The 18,839-nt window shown below is 67.9% G+C and carries 18 protein-coding genes; 9 read left to right on the forward strand and 9 right to left on the reverse strand.

Annotation, left to right across the window (positions count from 1 at the left end):
- The first annotated feature begins 176 nt into the window (after positions 1 to 176).
- Together ABLE38_RS13625 and ABLE38_RS13630 are read left to right on the forward strand one after the other, a co-directional pair.
- Complete coding sequence (locus tag ABLE38_RS13625; RefSeq protein ID WP_348974772.1) at positions 177 to 1,517, forward strand: alginate export family protein; 1,341 nt, start codon at positions 177 to 179, stop codon at positions 1,515 to 1,517.
- A gap of 116 nt (positions 1,518 to 1,633) precedes the next feature.
- The gene (locus ABLE38_RS13630) at positions 1,634 to 1,984 is read left to right on the forward strand and encodes a hypothetical protein (protein ID WP_348974773.1); all 351 of its coding nucleotides are present in this window, start codon (positions 1,634 to 1,636) and stop codon (positions 1,982 to 1,984) included.
- A 7-nt stretch (positions 1,985 to 1,991) separates the two neighbouring features.
- Here the strand turns inward: ABLE38_RS13630 and ABLE38_RS13635 are convergent, their stop codons facing one another.
- Positions 1,992 to 2,606 (reverse strand): response regulator, encoded by a 615-nt coding sequence (locus tag ABLE38_RS13635; RefSeq protein WP_348974774.1) that lies wholly within the window; start codon positions 2,604 to 2,606, stop codon positions 1,992 to 1,994.
- The gene (locus tag ABLE38_RS13640; RefSeq protein ID WP_348974775.1) at positions 2,607 to 5,282 is read right to left on the reverse strand and encodes a PAS domain S-box protein; all 2,676 of its coding nucleotides are present in this window, start codon (positions 5,280 to 5,282) and stop codon (positions 2,607 to 2,609) included.
- Between the two features lie 232 nt (positions 5,283 to 5,514).
- Here ABLE38_RS13640 and ABLE38_RS13645 point away from each other — a divergent pair, with 232 nt between their 5' ends.
- Genes ABLE38_RS13645 through ABLE38_RS13655 form a run of 3 tightly spaced genes read left to right on the forward strand, consistent with a single transcriptional unit; the run spans position 5,515 to position 8,677 of the window.
- A complete protein-coding gene (locus tag ABLE38_RS13645; protein ID WP_348974776.1) occupies positions 5,515 to 6,936 on the forward strand; it encodes an amidohydrolase in 1,422 nt (473 codons plus the stop codon).
- Positions 6,936 to 8,243 (forward strand): amidohydrolase family protein, encoded by a 1,308-nt coding sequence (locus tag ABLE38_RS13650; protein ID WP_348974777.1) that lies wholly within the window; start codon positions 6,936 to 6,938, stop codon positions 8,241 to 8,243. The genes ABLE38_RS13645 and ABLE38_RS13650 overlap by 1 nt, the downstream gene beginning before the upstream one ends.
- Positions 8,244 to 8,299: 56 nt before the next feature.
- Positions 8,300 to 8,677 carry a hypothetical protein gene (locus ABLE38_RS13655; RefSeq protein WP_348974778.1) on the forward strand — a complete coding sequence of 126 codons (378 nt, stop codon included), beginning with the start codon at positions 8,300 to 8,302 and terminating at the stop codon, positions 8,675 to 8,677.
- A gap of 14 nt (positions 8,678 to 8,691) precedes the next feature.
- Here ABLE38_RS13655 and ABLE38_RS13660 read toward each other — a convergent pair whose 3' ends face one another.
- The gene (locus ABLE38_RS13660; protein ID WP_348974779.1) at positions 8,692 to 8,931 is read right to left on the reverse strand and encodes a hypothetical protein; all 240 of its coding nucleotides are present in this window, start codon (positions 8,929 to 8,931) and stop codon (positions 8,692 to 8,694) included.
- 166 nt (positions 8,932 to 9,097) lie between these two features.
- Positions 9,098 to 11,593, reverse strand: a complete 2,496-nt coding sequence (locus ABLE38_RS13665; RefSeq protein WP_348974780.1) for an alkaline phosphatase PhoX — start codon at positions 11,591 to 11,593, stop codon at positions 9,098 to 9,100.
- A 160-nt stretch (positions 11,594 to 11,753) separates the two neighbouring features.
- Here ABLE38_RS13665 and ABLE38_RS13670 point away from each other — a divergent pair, with 160 nt between their 5' ends.
- From ABLE38_RS13670 to ABLE38_RS13685, 4 genes are all read left to right on the forward strand, one after another.
- Positions 11,754 to 12,281 (forward strand): hypothetical protein, encoded by a 528-nt coding sequence (locus ABLE38_RS13670; protein ID WP_348974781.1) that lies wholly within the window; start codon positions 11,754 to 11,756, stop codon positions 12,279 to 12,281.
- Positions 12,278 to 12,757 (forward strand): GspMb/PilO family protein, encoded by a 480-nt coding sequence (locus ABLE38_RS13675; protein ID WP_348974782.1) that lies wholly within the window; start codon positions 12,278 to 12,280, stop codon positions 12,755 to 12,757. The genes ABLE38_RS13670 and ABLE38_RS13675 overlap by 4 nt, the downstream gene beginning before the upstream one ends.
- Positions 12,748 to 13,200 (forward strand): hypothetical protein, encoded by a 453-nt coding sequence (locus ABLE38_RS13680; protein WP_348974783.1) that lies wholly within the window; start codon positions 12,748 to 12,750, stop codon positions 13,198 to 13,200. The genes ABLE38_RS13675 and ABLE38_RS13680 overlap by 10 nt, the downstream gene beginning before the upstream one ends.
- A 68-nt stretch (positions 13,201 to 13,268) precedes the next feature.
- A complete protein-coding gene (locus ABLE38_RS13685; protein ID WP_348974784.1) occupies positions 13,269 to 14,447 on the forward strand; it encodes a rhomboid family intramembrane serine protease in 1,179 nt (392 codons plus the stop codon).
- 10 nt (positions 14,448 to 14,457) lie between these two features.
- On the opposite strand, the gene gspD is transcribed toward ABLE38_RS13685, so the two are convergent.
- The 5 genes from gspD to gspG form a co-directional block, all read right to left on the reverse strand.
- A complete protein-coding gene (gene gspD / locus ABLE38_RS13690) occupies positions 14,458 to 16,521 on the reverse strand; it encodes a type II secretion system secretin GspD (RefSeq protein WP_348974785.1) in 2,064 nt (687 codons plus the stop codon).
- Positions 16,522 to 16,532: 11 nt separating this feature from the next.
- Positions 16,533 to 17,351: a type II secretion system protein N gene (locus ABLE38_RS13695; RefSeq protein ID WP_348974786.1), complete on the reverse strand. Its 819-nt coding sequence runs from the start codon at positions 17,349 to 17,351 to the stop codon at positions 16,533 to 16,535.
- A complete protein-coding gene (gene gspI, locus ABLE38_RS13700; RefSeq protein WP_348975216.1) occupies positions 17,351 to 17,731 on the reverse strand; it encodes a type II secretion system minor pseudopilin GspI in 381 nt (126 codons plus the stop codon). Before gspI ends, ABLE38_RS13695 begins: the two co-directional genes overlap by 1 nt.
- 98 nt (positions 17,732 to 17,829) lie before the next feature.
- Complete coding sequence (locus ABLE38_RS13705; RefSeq protein WP_348974787.1) at positions 17,830 to 18,312, reverse strand: prepilin-type N-terminal cleavage/methylation domain-containing protein; 483 nt, start codon at positions 18,310 to 18,312, stop codon at positions 17,830 to 17,832.
- 5 nt (positions 18,313 to 18,317) lie between these two features.
- Positions 18,318 to 18,758, reverse strand: a complete 441-nt coding sequence (gspG, locus tag ABLE38_RS13710) for a type II secretion system major pseudopilin GspG (protein WP_348974788.1) — start codon at positions 18,756 to 18,758, stop codon at positions 18,318 to 18,320.
- Positions 18,759 to 18,839: the final 81 nt, after the last annotated feature.

The raw sequence follows: 18,839 nt of genomic DNA on the forward strand, positions 1-18,839 counted from the left end.
ATAGGCCCCGAGGTGGGGAAAACTATCTCCATTATAGGACTGGCGGTCCCTTTGGCCCCGGAACTACGTAGTTCGCCGGAGGCTAACGAGAAAGAACAGCAGCCAATCCTTGCCGAGGCCGCGGTGGTCTTCGGCTCGTCCTATAATTGTCACGGTAACCATTTCCGGAGTGTTCCGTGGCCTCTTCCGTCTCCCTTCGTCTCGCCTGCTCTGCGATCCTGCCTCTCCTCGCCGCCACGCCCGCCTTCGCGCAGGATCAGGTCAAGCTTAGCATCAACGGCAGCGTCCGCGCCCGCGCCGAGACGATCGACGGCCAGTTCCGCCCGAACACGCCGGAGAGCGACAGCTTCCTGTCGTTCCGCACGATGGTTGCGGCGAAGATCGATATCGGACCGCTCACGATCGGCGGCGAAGTCGTCGATGCGCGCGGCTATGGCGAGAGCGACAAGAGCTCGGTGCGCACAAACGAGATCAACGATCTCGAGCCGGCCCAAGTCTATCTCGCCTATCGCCCGGCCAAGGGCGTGCAGGTCACCGTCGGCAAGTTCTCGATGGACATAGGCTCGAGCCGCCTCGTCGGCCGCACCGATTTCCCCAACGGCGTGCCCACCTATATGGGCGCCAAGCTCGAGGCGCAGGACAAGCACAAGAATGCGCTCGTGCTGTTCTGGACGCGGCCCTTCACGGCGCTGCCCGACACCCCGGCCGACATCTATGACAACAAGGCCCAGCTCGACCGCGCGACCGAGAATATCGAATTCTTCGGCGGCGACGCCACGCTCGCCCGCCTTTTCGGCACGACCTCGCTCGAGGCCTATGGCTATCGGCTGATCGAGCACGACCGCGCCACCCACCCGACGCGCAACCGCCGCCTGGTCACCTTCGGCGCGCGCCTGCGCCGGGCGCCGGCCAAGGCCAAGTTCGACTATGAAGTCGAAGGCGCCGTCCAGCGTGGCCTGGCGCGTGCGACCAGTTCTGTAAGCGACGTTCGCGACCTCAGGGTCCGCGCCGGCTTCGTGCATGGCGAGGCGGGCTATACGATCGCCGGCAAATGGGCACCGCGCATCTCCGCGATGTTCGACTATGCGAGCGGCGAGACCGCCAATCCCAACAGCTACACGCGCTTCGACACGCTCTACGGCGCGCGCCGCGCCGATTTCGGCCCGCTCTCGCTCTATGGCCCGTTCGGCCGCGCGAACATCGTCTCGCCGGGGGTGCGCTTCGAAGCCAAGCCGTCCAAGCGCCTCGACCTGATGGCATCGGTGCGCGGTGCCTGGCTCGCCTCGGCGATCGACAGCTTCGCCTCGACCAGCGTCATCGACAAGACCGGCCGCTCGGGTCCGTTCGGCGGGGCCCAGCTCGAGCTGCGCGCGCGCCGCTGGCTAGTCCCGCAGAAGCTGCGCCTCGAGCTTGGCGCTGCCTATCTTGCCAAGGGCCCTTTCCTGCGCGACGCGCCCAATGCGCCGCATACCGCCGACACCAAGTTCGGCCATGCGGACCTGTCGTTCGCCTTCTGATTTCCGCCTGCAGGCCGGCACTTAGGTAGAAGACACGGATGGGACACATTCCGGATTCTGCGTAAATTGCGGCATCCACGGGCAGCACGTCCGGGTCGCAACTGCAGGAGGGCCAATTGAGCCCGACGGTTCCATTGCTGGTGCTGGTGGTCCGCGAGGCGGGGCTTCGCAGCACGCTCGTCGCGCGCCTCTCCATGGCGGGCGGCGATGTGGTCACGGTCGACAATCTCGACGATCCGCGCGTCGAGCGCTGGTTGGCGAAGCGCCCGGTGCTGATCGTCGACGACGCCGCGCTCGCCGGGCGTCACGGCGGCGAGGCGGCGCTTCGCGGCGATCCGCGCTGGCGCGCGGTCGCGGTGGTCGGCGGGCAGGCGGCTGAGGGTGCCGCCATCCCGCGGATCGCGCCTGCCGATTCGGCCAGCGTGCTCGAGGCGATGCTGGCCGGCTGGGGCTATCCCGAGCGCTGAGCCGGGCTCAGTTCTTCGGGAACATGCCCGCAGCAAAGGCGATACGCAGCGCCTCGGAAAGGCTGCGCACTTCCAGCTTCTCCATCAGGTTCGCGCGGTAGATCTCCACCGTGCGCGGGCTGATGTCGAGCTCATAGGCGATGATCTTGTTCGAGCGCCCCTCGATCAGCCCTTTGAGCACGTCGCGTTCGCGCGGCGAAAGCTTGGCGATCTTGGTCTCGGCGACATTGACGCGGCTGGCCGCCTCATTGCCTTCTTCCAGCCGGGAGAAGGCGAGGTCGATCGCGGTCATCAGGAACTCGGCCTCATAGGGCTTCTCGATGAAATCGAGCGCGCCGGCCTTCATCGCCTGCACCGCCAGGCCGACATTGCCCTGGCCCGTCAGGATGATCGCCACGAAGCGCGGGTCGCTGCCCACCGAATTGAGCACGTCCAGCCCCGTCGATCCGGGCATGTGGAAATCGAGCAGCAAGACGCCGGGATCTAAGTCCGGCAAGGATTCGAGGAATATGTCGCCCGACCGGAAGGCCCGGATTACCAGGTCTGAGCGCAAGGATAGCAGGCTGTGCAGCGACGCGCGGACGGCGTCGTCATCGTCGACGATATAGATCGTTTTTGTCATCTACTCTCCACCCTGTTCCGTGGTGGGCAGCGTGAAGCGGAAGACCGCGCCACCCTCAGGCCGGTTTTCCGCGCTCAGGACCCCACCATGTGCTTCGATGATACGCTTGCTGATGGAAAGTCCAATACCCATTCCGCCGCCCTCTCGCTTCGTCGTGGTGAAACGTGAAAACAGTTGGGCCAGCATTGGTTCCGGTATGCCCGGGCCGCTATCGGCGATTTCTATTGCAACCATGTCGTCATTCGACTTGCACGAACTTACGGTGATCCGGCGATCGTTGCCGCCTTGTTGACGAAGAACATCTATAGAATTGCGCAGAAGATTGACTACGACTTGCTGCACTTGCACACGGTCTGCGAAAACGCAGGGTATTTCGGGGTCCAGGTCATAGGTTAGGCGAATGTTGAACTGGCTGGTTCCTATGAGAACCAGGTCGGCGGCGTCGCGGATGGTTGGCCCCAGCGGCGTGTCGCGCATATCTACATCGCCGCGCATAGTGAAACTGCGCAGCCGGCGGATGATCTCGCCCGCGCGCAGCGTCTGTTCATTGGCCATCCGCAGCAATTCGCCCACGCGCTCGATCTCTTCGCCCTTGCCGAGCATCATCCGGGCGGCGGCGAGGAAGTTGGAGGTGGCGGCGAGCGGCTGGTTGAGCTCGTGCGCCATGTCGGCGGCGAGCTCGCTCATCGCCGACTGGCGGCCGACATGAGCGAGCTGGGCGTTGAGCTCGCTAAGCTTTTCCTCGCTTTCGAACTGCTCGGTCAGGTCGCGGGCGAACAGCGTGAAGAGCAGATGCCCGTCGACCCGGGCGACGCTGGCGCGCACTTCCATCGGAAAACGCGTCGACGCGCTGGAGAGGCCCATCGCCGCGATCGTCTCGCCGCGCGCCAGCGGCGTGCCGGTCTTGAGGAAGCTCGCCAGCCGCGATTCCGCTTCCTCTTCATCAGCCGGATAGGGCGTCAGCATCGATACGTGGTGGCCCAGCACCTCTGGCGCGCGATAGCCCCAGAGTTCCTCGGCCGCCGCGCTGAACACCCGGATCGTGCCTTCCTCGTCCACCGCGAGCATCGCCTCGGGAACGGTCTCGATGATCGAGCGCAGCTGCGCCTCGCGCCGGCGCAGCGCGGCCTCGCGCTCTTCGCGGTCGGTCACGTCGAGCATCGCCCCCACGGTGTGGGTCAGGTTGCCCCAGGCGTCGTAGAAAGCGCGCGAGGATCCCTCCACCACGCGCACCGATCCGTTGGTCTTGGTGAAGCGGTAGCGGAAGCGGAACAGCGGCGCGCGGTCGGCCACCGCCTGCTCGATCGCCTCCATCACTGCCTCGGCGTCTTCGGGCTCGATCTGCTCGCGCCAGCTGTCGAAATCGGTGATCGTGCCCGGTACCAGCCCCAGCCGCTCCTCCGAGCCCGCCACCCAGGTGATCCGCCCGGACTCCACATCCCATTCGAACACGCCCACTTCGTGCGTTGCTGTGGCGATGGCGAGCCGCTCCTCGCTCTCGCGCAGCTCGGCCACGGCCTCGGCGCGGTCGGAGATATCGGTCATCTTGTGGACCATCACCGGATCGCGCCCGGCGATCTCGACGCGGTGGGTGCGCTCGAGGATGGCGATCTCGCGCCCATCCCGGGTGATTTCCACCAGCTCCTGAGCCCCGTCTGGTGCGCGGCGGGGCAGGACGGCCTCGGCGCTCTCGCAGCGCGAGTGGAGCAGCAGATACTTGTACTGCCCGACCACTTCCTCCTCGCTCCAGCCGAACAGGCTCGCTGCGCCCTCGGACCAGTGGACGATGCGGCCGTCCGGCGTGGTGATCGCCATGGTGGTCACGTCGATCGCCGCGCTCAGCTCGTCCTTGCCCGATTGCTCGCGGGCCACGCGGGTGACCGCCCAATAGGCGATCGTGCCGACGACGAGGATGTTGGCCAGGACGATCAGCAACTGGCCCGGCATCGTCGCGATGACCAGCTTGTGGGTGAAGGTCAGCTCGAGCACGGCGGGGAGCACCGGCAACAGCAGCGCGGCGGGCAGCAGAATCTGCAGCACGCGGCGGTTGCCGGGATCGCGCGCCATCGTGCGCATCCAGCTGAACCCGCTGTTCCAGGCGATCGCGGCCAGCGCCAGCGAGATCGAGATCACCGCGCCGGGCAGCGAGGTGGTGAGCAGCGGCACCGACGGGTTGCTGCCCGGTCGCGAGAACAGGATGATGATCGCGGCCGCTGCAGCCAGGCCCAGCGCCACGGTGGCGACCAGGCTGCGTATCTCCTTGGCGAGCAGGTCGTGCACGCTCTGGCTGAGACCCGCCAGTCCGAGCACCAAGAACACCGCCGCCGGGTTCACGCCGGTGCGCCCAAGGGCCGGGAATTGATATTCGGCAAGCTGGTTGGGAAAGAGCAGCGCGTCGACGCCGAGGTCGGCACCGCTCCAGCGCTCAAACAGCGAGACCAGCGCGATGGTGAACGGCGCGGTGAGGCTCGCCACCGCCGTTTTGCGCCGCCCGGCGAACGAGGCGAGAAACCCCAGCGACAGCCCGACATAGCCGATCGTGGTCCAGGGCCAGGCGGGATATTCGGCAAAACCGAACCCGCGCAGCGACGGAATGTTGAAAAGCCAGCCGGCAAACGCGGCCAGACTGCAGGCCAGCCCAAAACCGGCGAGCGCCACGGCGACTCGTCTGTTCACCGGCGCCGCCTGCCGGGAGAGCAAGAGCGGCCGCCTGGTAGGGTCACTTGCGAGACGCAACGATGCACCTTCCCCTTCCGGGAACTGTCAATAACACCAATCAAGCTCAAGAGAAAATGGGGATAGTCCAGAGTGGTTCAGTCTTTTTTTGAGGGTTAACCTTCTTAGGCACCCTTGCCAAAGGATCAGTACCTGCGCGATCACGGATTGTTACGCAGTGGAGGGCAATCTTTTGATCCGCACATTGATCATCCTGGGAGCGCTGGCGGGGCTCGCCGCCTGCGATGCCGGCGGCGGCCGCGCGCAGAGCGCTTCTTCCGATCCGGCACCCGCTTCCTCGGGCCCCGGCAAGGGCAAGGGCTATAGCCACGATCCCTTCCCCTCCACCTACCATGCCTATCCCGGCGTGCCGACGCTGCTGACCAACGTCACCGTGTTCGACGGCGAGGGTGGGCGAATCGACAAGGGCCAGGTGCTGTTTCGCGACGGCAAGATCGTCGCAGTCGGGCAGAGCCTCGATGCTGGCGGCGCCACCGTGATCGACGGCAAGGGTAAGTATGTCACCCCTGGCGTGATCGACATCCATAGCCATCTCGGCGACTATCCCTCGCCCGGCGTGCAGGCCAATTCGGACGGCAACGAGATGACCGGCCCGGTCACCGCCGATGTTTGGGCCGAGCACAGCGTCTGGCCGCAGGATCCCGGCTTCGGCCGCGCGCTGGCCAATGGCGGCGTCACCACGCTCGAGATCCTGCCCGGCTCGGCCAACCTGATGGGCGGCCGCTCGGTGGTGGTGAAGAACGTCTATGCCCGCACCATGCAGGGGATGAAGTTCCCCGGCGCGCCCTATGGCCTCAAGATGGCGTGCGGCGAGAACCCCAAGCGCGTCTATGGCTCGAAGGGCCGCATGCCCTCCACCCGCATGGGCAACATCGCGGTCGATCGCGCCACCTGGGCGCGCGCGGTCGAATATAAGCGCCGCTGGGACCGCTATGAGGAAAAGGGCGGCGAGCCGCCGTCGCGCGACCTCGCCATGGATACGCTCCGCGGCGTGCTCGAGGGCGAGATCCTCGTCCAGAACCATTGCTACCGCGCCGACGAGATGGCCATCGTCCTCGATATGGCCAAGGAGTTCGGCTACCACGTCTCGGCCTTCCACCACGCGGTCGAGGCCTACAAGATCGCCGATCTGTTGAAGGCGAACAACACCTGCGCCGCGGTCTGGGCCGATTGGTACGGCTTCAAGATGGAAGCCTATGACGCGGTGCCCGAGAACCTCGCCATCCTCGACAAGGAAGGCGCCTGCGCGATGATCCATTCGGACGACGCCAACGGCATCCAGCGGCTCAACCAGGAAGTCGCCAAGGCGCGTGCCTCCGGCATCAAGGCCGGCATCCCGATCAGCGAGGAACATGCCTGGACCTGGCTGGCGATCAACCCGGCCAAGGCGCTGGGCATCGCCGACAAGACCGGCAGCCTCAAGCCCGGCAAGATGGCAGACGTGGTGCTGTGGAACGGCAATCCGTTCAGTGTCTACACCCGGCCCGAGATGGTCTGGGTCGATGGCGCGCTGATGTATGATGCCAAGGACCCCAAGCGCCGGCCGGTTTCCGATTTCGAGCTCGGCCAGCCGGGCGAGGGGGATGTGAAGTGATGACGAAGAAGCTCCTCCTCGCGGCCACTGCCGCGCTCGCCTTCGCCGTACCTGCCGCCGCCCAGACCGTGGCGATCACCAACGCCAAGCTGGTCGTCGGCGACGGTGGCCAGCCGGTCGACGGCGGCACCGTCGTGATCCGCGACGGCAAGGTCGTCGCGGCCGGTCCGGGCGTCGCCGTGCCCGCCGGTGTCCGCGTGATCGATGCCGGTGGCAAATGGGTTTCGCCCGGCATCTTCGCCGGCTTCACCCGCATGGGCATCGTCGAAGTCGATGGCGTCGACGAGACCAATGACAGCGGCGCGAGCGGCACGGCCTTCCACGCCGCGATCGACGTTGCTCCCGCGGTCAATCCCAAGTCGAGCCCGATCGCGATCAACCGCGCCGAAGGCATCACGCGTGCCGTCGTTGCGCCCGACAATCGCGGCTCGATCTTCGCCGGCCAGGGCGCGATCATCGATCTCGGCGCGGACATGGACGCGGTCAGCAAGCCGCGCGCCTTCCAGTTCATGGAATGGGGCGAGAACGGTGCGCGCGCCGCCGGCGGCAGCCGCGCGGCGGCCTATGCCACGCTCAAGAACGCGCTGTTCGAGGTCCGCGACTATATCCGCGCGCCGGCGAGCTACACCGATCGCGGCAAGGATGCCTTCCTAACCCGCGCCGATGCCGAGGCACTGGTGCCGGTGGTGCAGGGCCATATGCCGCTGCTCATCCATGTCGAGCGCGCATCGGACATCCTGGTGCTGCTGCAGCTCAAGAAGGAGATGCCGGCGCTCAGGATGGTCTTTGTCGGCGCGACCGAGGGCTGGACCGTCGCCCCGCAGATCGCCGCCGTCGGCGTGCCGGTGATCGCCACTGCGCTCGCCGACCTGCCCGAAAGCTTCGAGCAGCTTGCCGCCAGCCAATCCAATGTCGGCCGGATGACCGCCGCCGGCGTGCTCGTCGCGGTCGGCACGATCAACCAGGACGAGGCGCGCCAGGCGCGCTGGGAGAAGCAATACGCCGGCAATCTGGTGGCGCTCAACCGGGTGCCCGGTGCCACCGGCCTCGATTGGGGCGCGGCCTTCGCGGCGATCAGCTCGAAGCCCGCGGAAGCGCTGGGCCTTGGCGGCGAGTTCGGCTCGCTCAAGCCCGGCCGCCGCGGCGACGTGGTGATCTGGGACGGCGATCCGCTCGAGATCGGCACCTCGGTGGTCAGCGTGTTCATCGACGGTGTCGAGCAGCCGCTCGAGACGCGGTGGACGCGCCTGCGCCAGCGCTATCTCGATCCGAAGGACGGCGCGCTGCCCAAGGCCTATCAACACTAGGAACCTATGGTTACGGTCCCGCATTGATTGGGGGATTACATAAAGGGGACGCGGACATGTTGAAGCACATCATCGTGCCGGGCCTGGCAGCGCTCGCGCTTGCCGGCTGCGGCGAGCCGCCGAGCAGCACCAACCTCACCTCGAACGAAGCGGTCACTGCCGAACCGCTAAACGCCGCGGAAGATGGCAATGCGGCGGACACCACCAACTACAGCGCCGCGGTGCTCGGCCTGAACGACGCCCAGCGCAACGCGACCTTCATCCGCGCGCTCCAGGACGCGCCGCTACCCTGCGATCATGTCGATGCCTCGACCCGCATCGCGGACCAGGACGGCGTGCCGACCTGGCGCGTCACCTGCAAGGGCGGCACCAACTACATGATCAGCATGCCCAGGAACGGCGTGGCAAAGATCATCAGCCGCACGGATCGGTAGGGGCGACGATCAGGTCATTCGGGGTTTCGGCGATTCCATCGGTTGATCAGGACAGCGCCAAGGAATGGAAGCACCGCCTTGCTCAACGCGGCGAGTGTTCCGGTCAGCATGCTCAGGAAAAACATGGGCGCGGAGCTAATCGGTTCCCCGGCAATGATGGCCGCGTGGCCGGCATTCTTCAATGCGAGCAGCGCCTGCCCAAATGGGGAAGATGACCGCGCTGAAGGATCATCGAAGCCTGCCGCATCGCCCAATCGTAAATTCGCATGGTCCCCGCAGCCTGGCGGGGTCATGATTAGAGCGTTTCCCCGGTCAATGCGCGACCGGCACCAATCTGGTCACTTCGCGTCCTGCATGGTCAAATGAAGAGGGAGGCTCCCTCGCGGGAGCCTCCCTCTTCATTTCGAACAACCGGAACGATCAGAGGCCGATCACGCCGCCGTCATTCTTGGTGATCACCACCACCGCCGAGCGCGGGCGGATCGTGGCGGCGGCCGTGCCCGTCGCCTGGCTGTCCGGCCAGTGGCTGGTGATCGTGGTCGGGTTGGAGGCGGTCAGGCCGTTCTCGCCCGGGTGCTGGATGCCGACGAACAGCGTGCGGCCGTCCGGCGTCGAGTCCACGCCGGTGATCTCGCACTCGATCGGGCCGACCAGGAAGCGCTTGAGGTTCGCCGCGGTCGGCGCCGCGCCGACGCGGGTCGCCTGGGTGGAGGTGACTGCAGTCGCGCTGGTGTTGGTGATCGTGCGCGCGCCGCCATCGCCGACGCCGCCCGGCATCGCCGCCAGCATCATGCAGTTGGTCACGTCGGTGAAGGCGCTGTCGTCGGTCTGGAACCACATCATCGGCTTGACCTGGCCACCGGCATGGCTCGGCCGGCTGAACGCCATGCCGTCCGGGCTCGAGAAGTCCTGGTCGGCGGTCAGGCCCGAGACGTTGATGTTGGTCGCATCCAGGTCCGAACCGGCGCCGAACAGGTAGATGTCCCAGGTGAAGGTCGTCGCCTCGGTCGTGGCACCCGTCTCCTTGAGGCGGATGATGTGGCCGTTGCGATTGCCGCGCGAGGCGCTGGGCGGATCGACATAGACGCGCGGGTTGGCCGCATCGGTGCGACGCTGGGTCGCGCTCGGCGTGTCGGTGCTGACGACGCGGTTGGCGTTGTTGGTCAGCGTCAGATAGACTTCGCCGGTGACTGGGTTGACCGCGGTCCATTCCGGGCGGTCCATCGGGGTCGCGCCCGCGGCATCCGCGGCGAGGCGCGGGTTGACCAGCACGTCGACCTGGTTGGCGAAGGCATAGGGCGCGTAGGTCGCGTCGATGCCGTTGCTGCCGAAGGTCAGCGCTTTCCAGCTGCCGGTGCCGTCGGCGTTGAACACCGCGACGTAGATCGTGCCGGCATCCATGTACTTGTCGCCGATCGACAGGCGGTCGGTGGCGTCCGCATCGGCGGCGACCCAGGCGGTGTTCGAGACGAACTTGTAGAGATACTCGTTCACCGCGTCGTCGCCCATGTACCAGGCCGGCTTCTTTCCGACGACGAACGCGCCCGGCCAGCAGCCCTCATGGCCCATGCGGCCCAGCGCCGTGCGCTTGCGGGGCGCCTTGCTCTTGTCATACGGATCGAGTTCGACCACCCAGCCGAAATTGTTCGGCTCGTTGCGGAAGTCGGAGAGCGCATCGGCACCGGTCACGCGCGCGTCCCAGCGGCGGAACAGCGTGTTCGTGGCGTCGGCCGCTATCACGGTCGACCAGCCATAATTGCCGGTGCTGGTCACGCCGTAGCGGTTGAGCGCGGTCAGCTCCTTGGCCGTCCGGCCGGCGACATCGGTGCTGGCGCGGCGGAAATAGCCGGCCCAATTCTCTTCGCAGGTCAGCGCCGTGCCCCACGGGGTGGTGCCGTTGGCGCAGTTGTTGATCGTGCCGCGGCCCTGGGTGCCGTCGGTCGAGAAGGCGGTCTTGAGGAAGTCCGATCCCTTCACCGGGCCGTTGAACACCATAGGCGTGCTCGGGGTCAGGCGGCGGTTGAAGGTCGAATCCTGCTTCACCGTCCAGGCGCGGTTGGCGCCTTCGCTCACCTCGGTCACCGAGACGCCGTGGCACTCGATTTCCTTGAGCGCCTCGCTCTCGGGACGCGCGCCGGCCACGGTGGTGGCGCCGGCGACGTGGAGATACTGCTGGTTGATGTTCTCGTGGTTCTGCACGATCAGCCCGCGCGTCGAGCTGGTCGCGTCGCGCGTGCCGGTGGCGCTCAGGCCATACCAATACATCGCGTCGCCATGGTCGCCGATGCGCTGGGCGAAATTGGTGTCGGTGCCGTCATTCTTGTAGGCGTCGACGCCGGCGGCGATCGGGTCGCCGGTGCGGTTGATCACCTGCACGGTGTAGCCCGTCGGCACGGTGACGACGTCGAGCTTGTTCTTGGCGATCGCCGCGAAGCCCAGCGCCGCGGGGTTGACCGTGATCGTCACAGTCGAGGTCGTGGCCGGGCCGGTGCCGTTGGCGGCGGCGAGCTGGAACACCAAGTTGGTCGCGGCCGCGACCGAGGGGGCGAGGAAGCTGGTGGTCGCCGTGGTCGTGCTGCTCAGCGCCACGGTCGGGCCGCTCAGCTGGGTCCAGGCCATCGTCGAGGAGGTTGAGGTGCCGGTCAGCGTAACCGTGCGGCCCGAATTGGTGGTCGCGGCGGTGCCGGCGCTCACCGTGGGGCCGGCATCGTTGGGGATGCTGGGCAGGTCGTCGCAGCCGGCGAGCAGCGCGCCGCCCATGGTCGCGGCGACGATCGCGGTGCCGCCGCGCTGCAGCGTGTCGCGGCGCGAATAGCGCTGGTCGATCAGCGCGCCCAGCGTCGGCGCGGTGGTGTGGACGTTGGTGTCGACGTCGCCATCGGTATAGCCGAAGCCGGTCTCGGTGAGATTGGTCATGGAAACCCCCAAGCATCCGAGTCACTGGCGACCCGGTTGCCCGGTCCTTGGAAGGCCGAGATGACGCCAGCATGCGATAGCTGTTTCGTCTGCATGACGTTTAAATTGCGCATCGATGACGCTTGGCTTGGGCGGGCGGGAGCGCTTAAGCAGGCGCACCATGCAAGCCGGCCCACCCGATCCCGAAGCGCCGCCGATCGCGGCGGACAGCCTGGCGCACCGGCTTTCCGGCGCGCTTTCGGCCGTGCGCGTACCAACCAGTGGCTGGCGCACGGCGGCGGCGTTCGGTGCGCTGGTCGCGGCGGGGCCGCTGCTGACGATCCTCGGTGCAACCCTGCTCGCCCAGCATGAAAAACGCGCGACGGCGCAGTTGCAGAACGATCTCGCCCCGCGCATCCAGGCCGAGGCGGCGGCGCGCGAGGCACGTGCCGCGCTCGCCAACGCCGCCGGCCGGGCCGCGCCGGGCACGGTGCTCGAGACACTCGCCGGCGTGCTGCCGGCCGAGGCGAAGCTTACCCGGATCGAGCGCACCGCGGACGGCGGCCTCGAGTTCGACATGGCGGGCGGCGATCCCGACGGCCTGCGCGCCGCGATCCGCCGCGCGCCTGAATTCGCCGGCATGCGCAACACCAGCCAGCGTCGCACCGATGCCGGGATGATCGTCTCGATGCGGCAGGACGCGCAGTGAAGCTGCCGCCCTTCGTGGTCGGCGGGCTCGCCGGGCTGGTCGCCGCGCTGCTGCTCGCGCCGTTCACCGGCACCGCGCTCGGCGAGCTCGCCTCGGCCCGCGCCGAGCATGCGAAACTGGCGGCGCTCGCCGCGAGCCCGGCCAAGCCGCCGCCCTTGCTCGCCCCAGGGCTCGGCCTCGGCGTCGCCGACCCTGCGGCCGGGCGCGCCGCGATCATGACCCGCGTCCATGCGCTGGCGCAGCGCAGCGGCGTGCTGGTCGAGGAGATCAGCGCCGCCCCGGCGCCCGCCGGCGTGATCGCATTGCGCATCCGCCTGTCGGGCGCGGAAAAGGCCGTGGTCGCGCTCGCCGATGCGCTTGAGCGCGACAAGCCGCTGATGCGCCTGCGCAGCTGGCGGATCGAGCCTATCCCCGAAGGCGGCCCGGAAAACAGCGGCGTCCGGCTGATCGGCGAGGTGGTCGCGGCATGGCAGTGAAGCTGCGTCCAGAATGGATTGCGCTCGGCATCGCCGGCGCCGTCGCAGTGGCCATGCCGACCGCCCTGCTGCTGCCCGGCAAGGCAGGCAAGGGCGTCGAGCGCGCGCCCGTACCCGCGCCAATCGGCGCCGGCACGATGCCCGTGCTCGCCCGCGCCTATGAGCGCCTGATGTTCGCTACGTCCGAACCGGCCGAGGCGCCCAGCGACGCGCCGCAGCTCGTCGGCATCGTCGGCCGGCTCAATGTCGACGCAGTCGCGCTGGTCAAGTCGAGCGACGGCTCCACCCGCACGCTGCGGGTCGGCGAGAGCGTCGACGGCTGGAGCCTGGCCAGTCTGGCGATCGACGCAGCCTTCTTCACGCGCGGCGCGGAGCGCGTGCGCGTGCCGCTGCCGATCGAGCCGGGGGCGGAGGAAGCGGCGCCGACGGAGCATGGGCAATAGTCTCCACGTCCGGCCGGGTGAAATCGCCTGACATTGCAAGGAAGTCGGCGCTGCGCCACAAGGTGCACATGGCGCTTGAAGAAAACGAGCTGTCGATTCGATCGCGGCACGGAATGTTGCGCGACCTGCTCCCGATCTACAGTGTCTATCAGCTCTTTCCCAACGTCCTGGCCCTTGGCCTGATCGTCTGGCTAGGTCTTTGGCTCGGGCATATTCCGGCAATAGTGCCGCTTGTCGTGATGCTCGGCTGGCTATTTCAATTCGTCACCCGGCCTTCGGTGATGGCGGTGTCGAAAGCACAGGCCAGCTGGATCGAAGAGGTCCTCGAAGAGCAGGGATTTTACGAGCAGTCCGAAGTCGATGGCCGGTGGCGCCTGATCGACAGGCAATGGTGGCAGCGCCTGCCTCATCTGTTCATTGAATTCCTGCCCGGCGATCCGATCACGGTAATCGCGCCGCGCGACGTGATGGAGGCGCTGCGGGGCACGCTCGAGCTTTTCGAGGAGCATGAATTCCTGTTTCCGCAGGGCGACTCGCCCTTTTCATTTCAGCCGGCCGAGCCCGATCCGCTGCCCTGGCACGCACAGGTGCCAACATTGGGATTGGTGGCTGCGTGTGTCGGCGCCTGGCTCTGGTACGCCGCGACGCACGAGGCGGGCGGGATGGGCGATTGGGGCCTGTCCGGGGCCGCGCTCCGCCAAGGCCGGTTCGAAAATATCCTGCTGCACATGGTCGCCCATGGCGGCGCGATGCACCTGACCATGAACATGTCGATGCTGGCGGCGATCGGCGGCGCGCTCACCTTGCGGCTGGGCTCGCCGCCGCTAAGCTGGCTGCGCTTCCTCTTGCTGTTCCTGCTCAGCGGACTGGCCGGCGCAGCGCTGTATCTGCTGGTGCACCCGGCGGGGACGGTGCCGATGGTCGGCGCGTCGGGCGCGCTGTATGGCTTGTTCGCCCTGTTCATCCGGGCGCCTGCCGATGGCCGGGGCACGCTGTCGCTAAAGTCGCGGCGGATTCGGCGTGTCGGCTGGGAGCTGGCCAAGCAGAACCTGTTCCTGTTCGGGCTCCTCGCGGCGCTGGCCTGGGCGAGTGGAGGCGCAGGCGGGCTGGCTTGGGAAGCGCATCTCGGCGGCTTCCTGTTCGGCTTGCTTGTCGGCCCGAAGCTGTTGCCGCGAAATGCGGAAGCCCGCTCCGGCATCGAGGGGCCACCGGTGCTGATCCCAGGGACTGTCGCGCCGGCCGACTGAGCGCGTCCCCTCAATAAATCCCGTCGATCTCCACCGTCAGCCGCGGCGTCGGCGGGGCGAGGAGCAGGCTGCCGCGCTTGGCATTGGCGATCTCGTCCGCGCGCAGCCGGTTGTAGCGGTCCTTCGATGCCGCCGCCGCATCGGCGCCGTCGCGCAGGATCGTCGGCTTGAGGAAGATGAACAGCGTGCGCTTCTGGTGCTGCTCGCGGCGGCTCTTGAACAGCTCGCCGACGATCGGGATGTCGCCCAGGATCGGTACCTGCTGGCGCGTATCGGTATAGTCGTCCGCGGTCAGCCCGCCCAGCACGATCGTCTGGCCGTTGTCGGCGAGCACAGTGGTGGTGATCGCGCGGCGATTGGTGACCAGGTCGGAGGCGGCGGCGGTCTGAGCGGTGGCGATCGACGAGGCTTCCTGGTTCACCTGCAGGCGGATCGTGTCGCCGGCGTTGATCCGCGGGAGGACGCGCAGCGTGATGCCCACATCCTTGCGCTCGATCGTCGTATAGGGGTTCACGGTGCTCGAGCTGGTCAGCACCGAGCCGGTGATGAACGGCACGTTCTGGCCCGAGACGAACTCGCCCGCGACATTGTCGAGCACGGTCAGCTGCGGGGTGGAGAGCAGGTTGGCGCGGGTCGAGGTGCCGAGCGCCTGCACCAGCAACGAGAAATCGTCACCGATCGCGATATTGGCGGTCAGCCCTGTGCCGAGCACCTTGCCCGCCGGAACGCCCAGCGCGGTCAGAATCGTGCCCATCGACACGCCGGCGGTGTCGAACGAAGTCGCGCCGCCCTTCACTTGGTTGAGCACGGCGCCGCTGGTGCCGAGCTGCACGCCGAGCTGCTCGGCATCGTCGCCGGTGATCTCGGCGATCGCCGCCTCGATCAGCACCTGCGGGCGGCGCACGTCGAGATCGGTGATCAGCTGCTCGATCGATGCGATTGCGGTGGCGGTGCCGCGCACCACTACCGCATTGAGCTCGGGCGCCGGCTGCACGGTGAGCTCGGGCGTCGAGAAGCCCTTGGGCGTCTGCGTCTGCACCGCCTGCATCGCCGTGCCGTTGGTGTTGGCGCTCTGCATCGCGCTGCCCATGCCGCCGCTGGTCGAGGCCGCGCTGTTGGGCAGCGCCGAAAGGTTATTGTTGCCCTGGCTCAGCCGCGCGAACGGGTTGGAGCTGCCGCTGCCCAGGCTGGTCGCCACAGGATTGTCGGCGCTGTCGCCCTGGCCCAGCACGCCGCGCAGCACGTCGGTCACGGTCTCGGCATCGGCATAGTTGAGGCGGAACATCCGGGTGATCGGCGTCGCGCCGCCCGGCTGGTCGAGCGAGATCAGCATCTTGCGCGCCTCGGCGACCGATGCCGGCGTGCCGCGCACGATCACCGTGTTGCTGCGCGCATCGGCGGCGATGCGAGTGCCTTCGCCCAGCACGCCCTGCAGCGCGGTCGCTACGTCGGTGGCGTTGCCGTTCTTCAACGAGACGGTGACGAAGGTCGCGCCGCTGCCGCCGTCGAGCTGGCGGGCGATCGCCTCCACGCGGCGGACATTGTCGGCATAGTCGGTGATCACCACCGCATTGGGCGTGCTCAGCGGCTCGACGCTGCCGAAGGTCGCGACCAGCGGGCGCACCACGCGGGCGACATCGGCGGCGGGCACGTTCTGAAGGCGGACCATCCGCGTCACCAGCTCCTGGCCGGAGGCGCCGCGGCTCGGGATGCCGCCGTCGCGCACCGCATTGGCCGCGGGCACGATCCGCCAGGCCCGGCCCGAGCGCACCGCCGAGAAGCCGTTGGCCCGCAGCACCGACTGGAACAGCTCCCACACCCCGGCAGGCGACAGCGGAGTCGACGAGGTGACGGTCACCACGCCCTTCACCGCCGGATCGAGGATCAGCGTGCGCCCGGTGATCCGCGAGATCTGGTCGGCCACGTCGGAAATCTCGACGCCGCGCATGTTGACCACGACGTCGCCGGTGCCGGCGTCCTGCGGGGCTGGGGCGGGCGCAGTCTGGGCGAGGGCAACCGTATCCAGGGCGATCCCGGCGAGCGCTAGGGCGGCGATGGCGGAGCGAATCTTCACAGGGGCACTTTCTAACGGAGTGGCACGGTAAGCGTCAGCCGCTTCCCGTCGCGCAGGACCTGGATCTGGGCATTGCCGCTCGACTGGGCGGCCGCGAAGGCGCCCTGGGCGGCGGCGGTATCGGTGAGCGCGGTGCCGTTGATCGACTGGATCACGTCACCCGCCACCATCCCCGGCGGGGCATTGTCGCCGATGCGGTATCCGCCCGAGACCGGGCTCGCGTCGAAGCGCTGGAGCAGGCCGGACATCGCTGCGGCCGGCGGGGCAGGCGGCGCGCCGGCCGGGCGGACCACCGGCGGGCCGTCGGGCGCGGTCACCGGGTTGGAGGGCGCGGGCGCGGCCTGGCCCTGCGCCGCGGCCTGGCGCTGCTCGGGCGTCAGCGTCGGGTCGGGGAAAGCGAGGAACTCGTTGCGGCCGCCATTGGCCAGGATCACGCGGTCGCGCCGGATCGCCTGGATCGTCGCGCCGTTGACATTGTCGCCCACCTTGTACGGCTTGGCCGGCTGTCCGCTCACCGAGATGAAGGCCGTCGAGAGCTCGGCCGGGCTCGCCGCGATCACGCCCTTCAGCTCGAAGGGCAGGGTGGTCGCCTGGCCCGCTTCGGAGACCGAGGGCTTGCCGAACGGGGCCAGCGCCACCGCGGGGCCGATGTCGGGCGCCACCGCGGGTCCGGTCGCGCCCGACGGCACGGTGATCGCACCGGTGCCGGCATGGCCGGCGATCCGCCAGGTGAGCCCGGCAAGCGCGATGGCCACCGACACGACGACCGCGCCGGTGAACAGGTCGAGCCCGATGCGCGCCTGGCGCGGCGTGAGGGTCAGGGCAGCCATTACAGCTTCCGTCCGTCCACGAAGCCGTCGAGCGATGCAAGCGCGCTCTTCTCCTCGCCCGCGAACACTTCGACGCGGACGCGCTCGATTTCGGGGTCGTCGGTCCGCCGCTTCTCGACCGAGACGCGCCAGGGCTGGCCGAGCATCTCGACCTGCTCGCGGCCCGGCGCGCCCGCCTGCAATTCGGCCATCCGGTTCTCGGCGACCCACATCGCCGTGGTTCGCCGCTCGATCGCCCGTGTCGAATCGATATGCGATTCGACCGTGCGCATCAGCCCGACCGTGGCGATCGCGAGCACCGCGAGCGCGACGAGGGCCTCGATCAGGGAGAAGCCGTCATCCCGACCATCTTCTTTTCCCCGGCGAAGGCCGGGGACCAGCCCGTCAACGCAATCGCGCGCGGCAGCGCGCTTTCGCGCGCACGCTGAGTCTGGACCCCGGCCTTCGCCGGGGAAAAGGAAGGAGGAAATGCCTGCGCTCACAGCTTCAGCTCCCCCACCGGAAACGCCCGCACGGTCATCCCGTCATACACCACGGTCCAGCGCTTCGGCCCGCTCTGGATCACCGCCTGCATCGGTTTGCCCGTGCCGTCGACGCCTAGCACAACCGGCGGGCGCACGCTCAGCGTCATCACCATGCCGCCGGGCAGCTTGTGGAAGCCGAACGCCTCGTCGGTGCGCGGCACGGTCTTGCCGTCGGCGCTCATCATCGCGAAGCCATAGCCGTTCTTCTGCACGGTGAAGGCGATCGTCCGGTCGCCGAGCATCGCGTCGTCCGCCGCGGCCTGCAGCCGGGTGGCGAGGCGCCGCGCCTCGGTCTCGACGCTCGGCGCGCGCGTCACCGATCCCATGCCGAGCGACACCGCCCCCGCCATCACGCCGATGATGACCAGCACGATCATCATCTCGATCAGCGTCATGCCCGCTTCGGAGGGGCGCGCAGCGATGCCGGTCCCCCCCACGGGCCTTATCCCTTGCCGTCGATATCGGCGTCGACGCCTTCGCCGCCGACCTTGCCGTCCTTGCCGAGCGAGCGGATCGTGAAGCCGCCGCCTTCGGACGTATATTCATAGGGCTTGCCCCAGCCGTCGACTGCCGGGGTGGAGAGGTACCCGCCCTGCGGGAAGGTCGAGGGCACCGGCGGCGCGGTCGGCTTCTCGCTCAGCGCCTTCAGGCCCTGCTCGGTCGTCGGGTAATCGCCATTGTCGAGCCGGTACATCTTGAGCGCGCCGGAGATGGTGGCGATGTTGCTCTTGGTCGCGGTGGCCTTGGCCTCGTCCGGCCGGCCCATCACGTTCATCGCGACGAGCCCGGCGACGATCGCGATGATCACCAGCACGATCATCATCTCGATCAGCGTCAGGCCGGCCTCGCTTTCGGGCACGGCGTGGCGCTTGCGGTTATGCACCTGAGGTGCAATGTCATGGAACTGTTTCAAAACTATGCGCATCCCCGCCCCATGCGTCCTGCCCATGAAGCAAATGTGACA

Source organism: Sphingomonas sp. KR3-1 (assembly GCF_040049295.1).
Taxonomy (GTDB): Bacteria; Pseudomonadota; Alphaproteobacteria; order Sphingomonadales; family Sphingomonadaceae; genus Sphingomonas.

What these genes read in the sequence shown, in the direction of transcription:
- ABLE38_RS13635 (WP_348974774.1), bottom strand. Translation starts at nt 2,606, where the DNA reads ATGACAAAAACGATCTATATCGTCGACGATGACGACGCCGTCCGCGCG.
- ABLE38_RS13695 (WP_348974786.1), bottom strand. Translation starts at nt 17,351, where the DNA reads ATGGCTGCCCTGACCCTCACGCCGCGCCAGGCGCGCATCGGGCTCGAC.
- ABLE38_RS13670 (WP_348974781.1), top strand. Translation starts at nt 11,754, where the DNA reads ATGCAAGCCGGCCCACCCGATCCCGAAGCGCCGCCGATCGCGGCGGAC.
- ABLE38_RS13665 (WP_348974780.1), bottom strand. Translation starts at nt 11,593, where the DNA reads ATGACCAATCTCACCGAGACCGGCTTCGGCTATACCGATGGCGACGTC.
- ABLE38_RS13680 (WP_348974783.1), top strand. Translation starts at nt 12,748, where the DNA reads ATGGCAGTGAAGCTGCGTCCAGAATGGATTGCGCTCGGCATCGCCGGC.
- ABLE38_RS13655 (WP_348974778.1), top strand. Translation starts at nt 8,300, where the DNA reads ATGTTGAAGCACATCATCGTGCCGGGCCTGGCAGCGCTCGCGCTTGCC.
- ABLE38_RS13650 (WP_348974777.1), top strand. Translation starts at nt 6,936, where the DNA reads ATGACGAAGAAGCTCCTCCTCGCGGCCACTGCCGCGCTCGCCTTCGCC.
- ABLE38_RS13685 (WP_348974784.1), top strand. Translation starts at nt 13,269, where the DNA reads ATGGCGCTTGAAGAAAACGAGCTGTCGATTCGATCGCGGCACGGAATG.